A 9011-nucleotide genomic window follows, 5' to 3' on the forward strand; every position below is an offset into this window, starting at 1 on the left:
TGCCCGCGATGCTTGCCGGTGACCAGCGCCAACTGGCCTTACGCGACGCCATCTGCTTCACCCGGCACCTCAGCCGTGTCATGAATGTGCCCGAGGCCGAGCCGGTCGGTGTGGGTTTTGGTGGGACGGTGTTGGTCACGGGTGGTACGGGGGCGCTGGGTGCGGTCGTGGCGCGGCATCTGGTGGCGGTGCATGGGGTGCGGAGTCTGGTGTTGGCGAGTCGGAGCGGGCCTGAGGCCGCTGGCGCCGCCGAGTTGGAGGCGGAGCTGGTGAAGGCGGGCGCGCGCGTACGCATCGTGGCGTGTGATGTGGCGGACCGGGACTCTGTCGCCCGGCTGCTGGATATGGTTCCGGGGGATGTTCCGTTGTCTGCGGTGGTGCATACGGCCGGTGTTCTGGACGACGGTGTGCTGACGGCGTTGACCCCGGAGCGTATGGACGCCGTATTCCGGCCGAAGGTGGACGGGGCGCTTCATCTCCATGAGCTGACCCGGGACCTGGAGCTGTCCGCCTTCGCCCTGTTCTCCTCCGCCGTCGGCACTCTGGGCAACGCGGGGCAGGGCAACTACGCCGCCGCCAACGCCTACCTCGACGCGCTCGCCCATCAGCGCCGGGCACAGGGACTTCCCGCCATGTCCCTCGCCTGGGGCATGTGGCAGCAGGCCGCGGGAACGGGCATGACCGGCCGTCTCGGTGATGCCGACCAGCGCCGGATGACACGTGGTGGTGTGGCACCGTTGTCCCCGGCCGAGGGCATGGAACTGTTTGACGCCGCGCTGCGTACGGGCGAATCCACGGTCCTCCCCATCAAGTTGGACCTAGCCGCGCTCCGGGCCCAAGCCGTCGACGGGGCGGTGCCGCCCCTGCTGCACAAGCTGGCGCCACCGGCCCGGCGGGCCGCTCGGGCCACTACGGATGAGGAACTGGTGACCGGCAGGCTGGCCGGGGCGCCCCCCGAGGAGCAGGAGCGGATTCTCCTCGACATGGTCCAGCAGGAGACCGCCCGGGTGCTGGGCCACTCGGCGGCCGCCACGCTCGACCCCGATGTGCTGTTCACCGAGATCGGCCTGGACTCCCTGATGGCGGTGGAACTCCGCGATCGCCTGGCCAAGCGCACCGCGCTGCGGCTGCCTCCCAGCTTTGTCTTCGACCACCCGACTCTCCGGATGCTGGCCCGGGAACTGCGGGACGAGCTGGAGAAAGCCGATGCGGACGCTTCTCCCGGAGGCGCCCGGGAGTGAGTCCGACACACCCGCCCGGTTCAGCCGGACCCGCAGCGAAAGGGATCGCACATGTTCAGCACGGACACGTACCTGGCGCATCTGGGATTTTCCCAGCGGCCCGCACCCACCCTGCCGAACCTGCGGCAGTTGCACCGCGGCCATCTCATGGCGGTCCCCTACGACACCAACCACACGCACCGCCTCAGTGCGGAGAACATGGCCGACATCGATATCGACAAGGCATTCGAGGCCATCGTGCCGACCGGCGCCGGTGGTATGTGCCTGGAGCTGAACACCCTGTTCGCCCGGCTGCTCCGCGAGCTGGGCTATGACCTGGACGTCATCAGCGGTGGCACCTATCTGCCCGGTGACACCTTCGCCCCCGACCCCGAGCACATGCTGATGCTCGTCCGTATCGAGGGGCAGGAGTGGCTGGCCGACGTGGGGCATGCCGGGCTCTGTTTCATCGAGCCGCTGCGCCTGTCCGAGGAGGTGCAGTGGCAGTACGGCTGCGCGTTCCGGCTGATCCGGCGGGACGGCTATCTCGTGCTCCAGGCCAAGACCCTGGAGCACGACTGGCGCACCACCTACCGCTTCACCACCGAGCCCAGGAGCTATGGCGCCTGGGCCGGGGTCGGTGACGGCGACGGCCCGGCCATCCTGGCGGCGATGCGCAGGCGCCGGCGCGTCATCGACAAGGGACAGGTCTTCCTCACCAACAACATGTTCACGATCGTGGAGGACGGCCATGAGAAGGTCACCCTCCTCGTCGATCCGGAACAGCGCGCCCAGGTGCTCGACACGTACTGGGACGGTCGCGACTGACCGAGCCGGTGCCGCCATCCCGTCCCGGCCCGAGGCCGACGACCAGCAGATGAGAGTGATGCGCCATGAAATTCGGTTTGCTGTACGGGGCGCAGCTTCCCCGACCCTGGACCCAGGACTCCGAACACCGCCTGTTCAACGACATGTTGGACGAGATCGAGCTGGCCGACCGGCTGGGCTTCGACCAGGTGTGGTGTCCTGAGCACCACTTCCTGGAGGAGTACTCGCACATGTCCGCGCCCGAGGTGTTCCTCGGTGCGGTCAGCCAGCGCACCAGCCGCATCCGTATCGGCCACGCGGTCGCCCTGATGCCTCCGGCCTTCAACCCGACGGCCCGGGTCGCCGAGCGGATCGCCACGCTGGACCTGCTCTCCGACGGGCGGGTGGATTTCGGCACGGGCGAGTCCACCACCCCCACCGAGCTGGGCGGGTTCGGCGTGGAGCGCTCCGACAAACGGGACCAGTGGGCGGAAGCGGTGGACGCCGTGGCCCACATGTTCGTCGAGGAGCCCTTCGCCGGATCCGAGGGCAAGTACGTTTCCGCTCCGGTCCGCAATGTGCTGCCCAAGTCCCGGCAGAAGCCACATCCGCCGATGTGGATGGCCTGCGGAAACCGGGACGCGATCCGCGTCGCGGCGGCCAAGGGGCTCGGTGCGCTGAACTTCTCCTTCTTCGGACCGGCCGAGACCAAGACGTGGGTCGACGCCTACTACTCGGGCATCGAGTCGGCGGACTGCGTACCCGCGGGGTTCGCGGTCAACGCGCAGATCGCCGCGACCATACCGATGTTCTGCCACCAGGACGAGACCACCGCCGTCGAACGCGCCGTCGACGGCGTCCAGTTCTTCAACTTCGGCCTCGGCTTCTACGCGGGCTTCGGCACCGCCGCACCGGGCCGCACCCGGCTGTGGGAGGAGTTCCAGCGCGACCGCGACAAGCACGGTATGGGCCGCTCCTCCTTCGGCAGGCCCGGTATGCCGCTGGGCAATCCGGCCCGGGGCGCGGTGGGCACTCCGCGCCAGATACGCGACTTCCTGCGGCTGCACGAGGAGGCCGGGCTGGACCAGGCGATCTTCCTCGTCCAGGGCGGTGGCACCCGGCACGAGCACATCTGCGAGTCGCTGGAGCTCTTCGCCAACGAGGTGATGCCCGAGTTCAAGGAGCGCGATGAGACCGCCGAGCGGCTGAAGGCGGCCCGGCTCCGGCCCGCCATCGATGCCGCGATGGCCCGGCGCGAGCCGCCACGGACGGCCGACCCCGACTACATCATCCCCGCCCGCAGCCAGAGCTGAACCCCACCCGCCCGTAGCCGGAGCTGACACCCACCGAAGGAGAACGCGATACCGCCATGGCTGACACCTCCGAAGAAGAACTTCGCATCCTCGACCCGAAGACCGTCGCGGACGAACTGCGCAAGCACGGCCCACCGCGGCAGATCACGATGCACGGCACCACGGCATGGCTCGTCTCCCGATACGACGAGGTCAGGGACTGTCTCGGACACCCCGGCATGAGCCCGGCCGCCGCCTACGCCGCCTCCCAGGGCCAGACCACGCCGGTGAGCGGCCTGTTCGAGGACACGCTGCCCGGCACCAATCCGCCCCAGCACACCCGGCTGCGCAGGCTGCTGGCCAAGGCGTTCACGACCCGCAGGGTGGAGAGCCTGCGGCCGCGGGTGCAGGAGATCACCGACTCCCTGCTGGACCGGATCGCCGTCGAGGGCCAGGCCGATCTCGTCACCGCGCTGGCCATCCCGCTGCCCATGCAGGTGATCTGTGAACTCCTCGGCGTGCCCATCGCCGACCGCACCGAATTCCACCAGTGGGCCGACCTGATGCTCACGCCCCCGCTGGACCCGGACACCGCCGCACGCTCCCAGGACGCGGCCACCAAGCTGTGGACGTATATGGAGGATCTCGCCGAGGCCAGGCGGAAGGCCCCGGAGGACGACCTGATCAGCGATCTGATGTCGGCACATGAGGACGACCGGCTCAGCCACCGCGAAGTGGTCGCCACCGCCCGGATGATGCTGATCGCCGGATACGAGCTGACCGGCAGCTTCATCAGCAACGCGGTCCTCGCCCTGCTCTCCCGGCCGGACCAGTTGGAGCTGCTGCGCAAGGACCCCGAACTGGCCGGGCGCGGCCTGGAGGAACTGCTCCGGCACGCCGGGCCGGGCATCCTCGTCGTGCGTTTCGCCAACGAGGACGTGGAGATCGGCCCCGTGCGGATTCGCGCCGGCGAGCAGGTGCTTCTGGACATGGACGCCGCACACTCCGACCCGGCGCACTTCACCGACGGCGAGCGGCTGGACCTGACGAGGGATTCCGGCATGCATCTCCAGTTCGGCCACGGCATCCACTACTGCATCGGTGCGCCACTGGCCAGGGTGGAAGGGCAGATCGCCCTGGAGAGCCTGGTCCGGCGGTTCCCCGGGCTTCGGTTGAGTGTTCCCGCCTCCGAGATCAGCCACAGCAAGAACCCGTTCATCCGCTCGCTGACCGCGCTCCCCGTCGAATTCGAGGCTCAGCGGCCCGAGGGGTGATCGCTGGACGACGCCGGATCGGCCAGGCCGGTGACCCGCATCGTGATGTTCAGCCGTCCGGACTTCAGTCCGGTGGCCGGGTCACCGGTTCCGGGCAGGATCTTGGGGACGGCATGGTAGGCGTAGCGGGAGGGGCCTCCGAAGACGAACAGATCCCCGGAGCCGAGTTCGAGATCGGTGTACGGCTTGGTACGGGTCTCGGTGTTGCCGAAGCGGAAGACGCAGTTGTCGCCGATGGTGAGCGAGACCACCGGAGCGGATGACCTCTCGTCCTTGTCCTGGTGCATGCCGAGTTTCGCTTGGGCGTCATAGAAGTTGATGAGCGCGGTGTCGGGGGTGTACCCCTCACCGGCTGTCTCGTCGTCGTAGGCGTCGGCCAGCGCGCGGCGGCCCAACTCGACCATCCAGTCCGGAAATTCGGCGACCCGGGCGCCGTTCACATCGTCTGCGGTGCGGGTGTACGCATAGGGCTGCCAGTGCCAGCCGATGCACACCGTCCGCACCGACATGACGCCCCCGCGCGGCAGCTTCGTGTGCCGGATCGGGACCGGGCCGGTGGCCCAGCCCCGGCAGGCGATGACCAGCTCCCGCTGCTGTTCGAGGGTGAGCCAGCCCGGCACATGGACGGCGCCGGGGGCCACCTCGAGGCGTGGGCGGGGGATCAGGGCGTTCATACGGGGTTCTCCGCGGGCGGGTTGGTGATGTCGGGCCGCGATGTGGGGCGGTGGGTTCGGGCGCCATGTCGGAGGCGTCGGCGTTCCGGCCATGGCGTCAGGCCGCGTCATGGAAGACCAGGCCCAGTGCGTGGCGGCGCCCGGAGCGCACCGTGCTGACCCCGTGCCGCATGACACCGGCCGACCAGCCGCGCTTGGTGGCCACCGGGCGGTCACGGGTGGTGAAGATCAGCCCGTGGCCCTGCTGGAGTACGGCCGTGGTGCCCCGGGACTGGGCCCGGGGCCGCTGCTCGACCAGCAGGAACTCCCCGCCCGTGTAGTCCGTGCCGTACGCGTCCAGCCCGATCACCACCTGGAGCGGAAAGAGCATGTCGCCGAACACATCCCGGTGCAGGGCGTTCCAGTCGCCGGGCCCGTATCGCAGCAGGATCTGCGCGGAGCGGTCCTGTCCGGCCTCATGGCACATGGTCAGCCACTTCTCCAGGCTGTCCGGCCAGGGCGCCGGGCGGCCGAGCCGCTCCGCCCAGTCACGGGCGATGGTCAGCAGCCGCGGATAGAGCGCGGCGCGCAACTCGGCGACCGGTTCGGGCAGGTCATGGGTGAAGTAGCGGTACTGGCCGGAGCCGAAGCGTGGCGGGCCATGTCGATCGTGCTCCTGAACCGCTCGTCCCGCTCGTAGAGCCCGGCGATACGGGCGCACTGCGCGGGGGTCAGCAGCCGTGGAGTGAGCGCCCACCCGTGGGTGTCCAGTTCTTCGGCCAGCTCTGTCCAGTCGGCCGCGGCCACGCGCTGGTGGAGCCGTGCGGTGTCGGTCGTGGTGCTCATCGGTGCTTCTCCGCGATCGTGCTCATCGGTGTTCTCCGGGATCCGGGAAGGGTGCGGCACGGGCCCCGACCGGTGGGTGCGAGGCCCGGTGGCTACGGCCCGGTGGGTGCGAGGCCCGGTGGCTGCGAGGCCCGCGCTCAGGCGCTCTGGAGGGCGCCTTCGTGGACGAGGAGTCGCTGCTTGCGCTCCAGCCCGCCCGCGTAGCCGGTCAGTGCGCCGGTGGCGCCGATGACACGGTGGCAGGGCCGCACGACCAGCAGCGGATTGCGGCCGATCGCGGTGCCGACGGAGCGAACCGCGGTGCGCGGGGCGCCGATCTGCCGGGCGATGTCACCGTAGCTGACCGTCGTGCCGTACGGAATGGTCTCCAGCGCCTGCCACACCCTGCGCTGGAAGTCCGTACCGCCCTCGACGCACTGGATGTCGAACCGGACGCGCTCGCCGTCGAAGTACGCGCGCAACTGGGAGATGATCTCGGTGAATGCCTCGGCATCCTCGCTCCAGCCGTCCTGGACGACGGCGCCGCCCTTCTGGCCGGGCACGGACAGGGAGACCAGCGCGGTGCCCCCGGGCGCGGTGGCGGACTTCTCGCCCACCAGCAGCAGCTCGCCGAGCGGGCTGTCGATCGTCGTGTGGACCGTCATGGCTGTGGTCCCTCTCTTCTTCTCGCTGTTCTGTCGTGCGCTGCTCCCAGCATGCGTCTTCCGGAAGGGGAAAGCTGGCGGGATTCGGACATGGTGTTTCCGGCGCCCGGTACCGGGCGTGCGGCGCGTGACTTCCCGCCCTCAGCGGTCGTCCAGGGCCGTCTCGGCCCAGATGACCTTGCCATAGGAGGTGTAGCGGGTGCCCCAGCGCTGGGCGAACTGGGCGACGAGGAAGAGTCCGCGTCCGCCCTCGTCGGTGGTCGCGGCCCGCCGCAGATGTGGCGAGGTGCTGCTGCCGTCGGAGACCTCGCAGATCAGGCCGCGGTCGCGCAGCAGCCGGATGCGCACGGGAGCTGTGCCGTACCGCAGGGCATTGGTGATCAGTTCGCTGATGACCAGCTCGGCGGTGCACACGGCGTCCTCCAGGCCCCATGCCCGTAGTGTCCGGGCGCAGGCGGCGCGGGTCGGGGCGACCGCCGCCGGGTCGAACGGCACCTCCCACTCGGCCACGTTCTCCGGGTCCAGCAGCCGGGTGCGGGCCACCAGCAGTGCGACATCATCGTTCGGGCGGTCCGGGAGGACGGTGTGGAACAGGCTGCGGCAGGTCTCGTCCGGGCCGAGGTCCGGCTCGGCCTTGAGGGTGTGGCGCAGCAGGTCCAGGCCGGTGCCGGCGGTTCGGCCGTGGCCTTGCAGGAGACCGTTGGTGTACAGCACCAGGCGGCTCGCGGCGGGCAGCGAGAGGCTGACCGCCTCGAAGGGCTCTCCGCCCTGGCCCAGGGGCGGGGAGGCGGGCATCGCGGGGATGTCCACGGTGCCGTCCGGGCGGGTCAGGACGATGCCCGGATCGCCGGCCCGGGCCATGGTGCAACGGCCCGACACCGAGTCGTGGATCGCGTACAGGCATCCGGCGCCGGTGATCCGGCTGCCCTGCGAGCCGGCGTCATGCTCCAGGTCGAGCCGGGTGACCAGCTCGTCCAGATGGGAGATGAGCTCGTCCGGGGGCAGGTCCAGGGCCGAGAAGTTCTGCACCGCGGTGCGCAGTTGGCCCATGGTGGCCGCGGCGTGCACACCCTGCCCGGGCACCTTCCCGACGACCAGCGCGACCCGGGCGCCGGGGAGGGGGATCACATCGAACCAGCTTCCGCCCACCGTGCCCTGCGCGGGCAGATAGCGGGACGCCGCCTCCACGGCGTCCTGGTCGGGCAGACCACTGGGCAGGAGGGTGCGCTGGAGGGCGGCGACCGTGGCGTGTTCGTGGGCGTAGCGGCGGGCGTTGTCGACGCACACGGCGGTGCGCACGGCCAGCTCCCCGGCGATCGCCAGATCCGCTTCGTCGAACGGCTCGCCGCGCCGGGTCCGCCAGAAGGTGGCCAGGCCCAGGGTGACACCGCGGAAGCGCAGCGGGACGGTGATCAGCGAGTGGACCCCGTGGTCGAGGAGGTGCCGGGCCTCGGCACCGGATCCGGCCGGCGGCCACTCGGCGGTGCTGGTCGGATCGGCCTGGAGTACGGCGGCTCCGGTCTGCACGGCGCGGCTCTGCGGTGTGGCGGCTGCGTAGCCGACCCGCTCGCCCACGCGGAAGACGGGGGCTTCGGGGGGAACCCCGCCCACGGCGGTCCGGTGCGGTGCCAGGGGCTCGTACGGCGGCTCGGGCTCCTCGCCGCGCAGAACGGGTTCCAGCAGCTCGACGGTGACGATGTCGGCGAACCGGGGGACGGCCACGTCCACCAGTTGCTCGGCGGTGCCCGTCAGGTCCAGGGAGGAGCTGATCCGCACTCCGGCGTCGGACAGCAGCCTCAGCCGCTCGCGGGCCTCCTCGGCCCGGCCGGACAGCACCCGCAGCGCGGTGGTGTCCCGCAGCGTCACCACGCTTCCGGCGGGATCGCCCGCACGGTCCGTGGACCGCATATTGACCACCAGTAGCCGGTCCCCGCAGGGGTGCACCTCGTCCGTGACCCGCCGTCCCGACGTCAGCAGCTCCGTCAGATGCGGTTCCAGGCCGAGCGCGCCGATGTGCCGCCCCTCCGCGTCCGGAGCCAGCCGGAGCAGCTCCCGGGCCTCGTCATTGACCAGCAGCAGCCGCCCGTCCTCCGTCAGGACCAGCACCCCCTCGCGGACCGAGTGCAGCACCGCGTCATGGTGCTCGTACATCCGCCGCATTTCCACGGTGCCCAGGCCATGGGTCTGCCGCCGCACCCGCCCGCTCATCAGCGCCGTCCCGCCCGTGGCCAGGGCCAGCGCCCCGGCACCACTGCCGAGCAGCAGTGGCAGCCGG

At 70.5% G+C, this 9011-nt stretch carries 7 protein-coding genes and 1 pseudogene; 4 read left to right on the top strand and 4 right to left on the bottom strand.

Annotated elements, in window-relative coordinates; translation table 11 throughout:
• The 4 genes from KN815_RS31165 to KN815_RS31180 all read left to right on the top strand — a co-directional run.
• Window positions 1-1241: type I polyketide synthase (locus KN815_RS31165; RefSeq protein WP_253209349.1), on the top strand; the 1241-nt coding region annotated here is incomplete at its 5' end.
• A 51-nt stretch (window positions 1242-1292) separates the two neighbouring features.
• Window positions 1293-2048 (top strand): arylamine N-acetyltransferase family protein, encoded by a 756-nt coding sequence (locus KN815_RS31170; RefSeq protein ID WP_216345213.1) that lies wholly within the window; start codon window positions 1293-1295, stop codon window positions 2046-2048.
• 65 nt (window positions 2049-2113) lie between these two features.
• On the top strand, window positions 2114-3340 hold the full coding sequence (locus tag KN815_RS31175) for an LLM class flavin-dependent oxidoreductase (protein WP_216345214.1): 1227 nt from the start codon (window positions 2114-2116) through the stop codon (window positions 3338-3340).
• A 56-nt stretch (window positions 3341-3396) separates the two neighbouring features.
• A complete protein-coding gene (locus KN815_RS31180; protein WP_216345215.1) occupies window positions 3397-4593 on the top strand; it encodes a cytochrome P450 in 1197 nt (398 codons plus the stop codon).
• Here the strand turns inward: KN815_RS31180 and KN815_RS31185 are convergent.
• From KN815_RS31185 to KN815_RS31200, 4 genes and pseudogenes are all read right to left on the bottom strand, one after another.
• The gene (locus KN815_RS31185; protein ID WP_216345216.1) at window positions 4575-5267 is read right to left on the bottom strand and encodes an alpha-ketoglutarate-dependent dioxygenase AlkB family protein; all 693 of its coding nucleotides are present in this window, start codon (window positions 5265-5267) and stop codon (window positions 4575-4577) included. The genes KN815_RS31180 and KN815_RS31185 overlap by 19 nt on opposite strands.
• Before the next feature lie 97 nt (window positions 5268-5364).
• Window positions 5365-6092, bottom strand: a pseudogene (locus tag KN815_RS31190) (2OG-Fe(II) oxygenase).
• Between the two features lie 137 nt (window positions 6093-6229).
• Window positions 6230-6736 carry a methylated-DNA--[protein]-cysteine S-methyltransferase gene (locus tag KN815_RS31195; RefSeq protein ID WP_216345217.1) on the bottom strand — a complete coding sequence of 169 codons (507 nt, stop codon included), beginning with the start codon at window positions 6734-6736 and terminating at the stop codon, window positions 6230-6232.
• A 141-nt stretch (window positions 6737-6877) separates the two neighbouring features.
• Window positions 6878-9011: SpoIIE family protein phosphatase (locus KN815_RS31200; RefSeq protein ID WP_216345218.1), on the bottom strand; the 2134-nt coding region annotated here is incomplete at its 5' end.

The sequence above is a fragment of the Streptomyces niphimycinicus genome (genome assembly GCF_018883605.1).
Taxonomy (GTDB): domain Bacteria; phylum Actinomycetota; class Actinomycetes; order Streptomycetales; family Streptomycetaceae; genus Streptomyces; species Streptomyces niphimycinicus.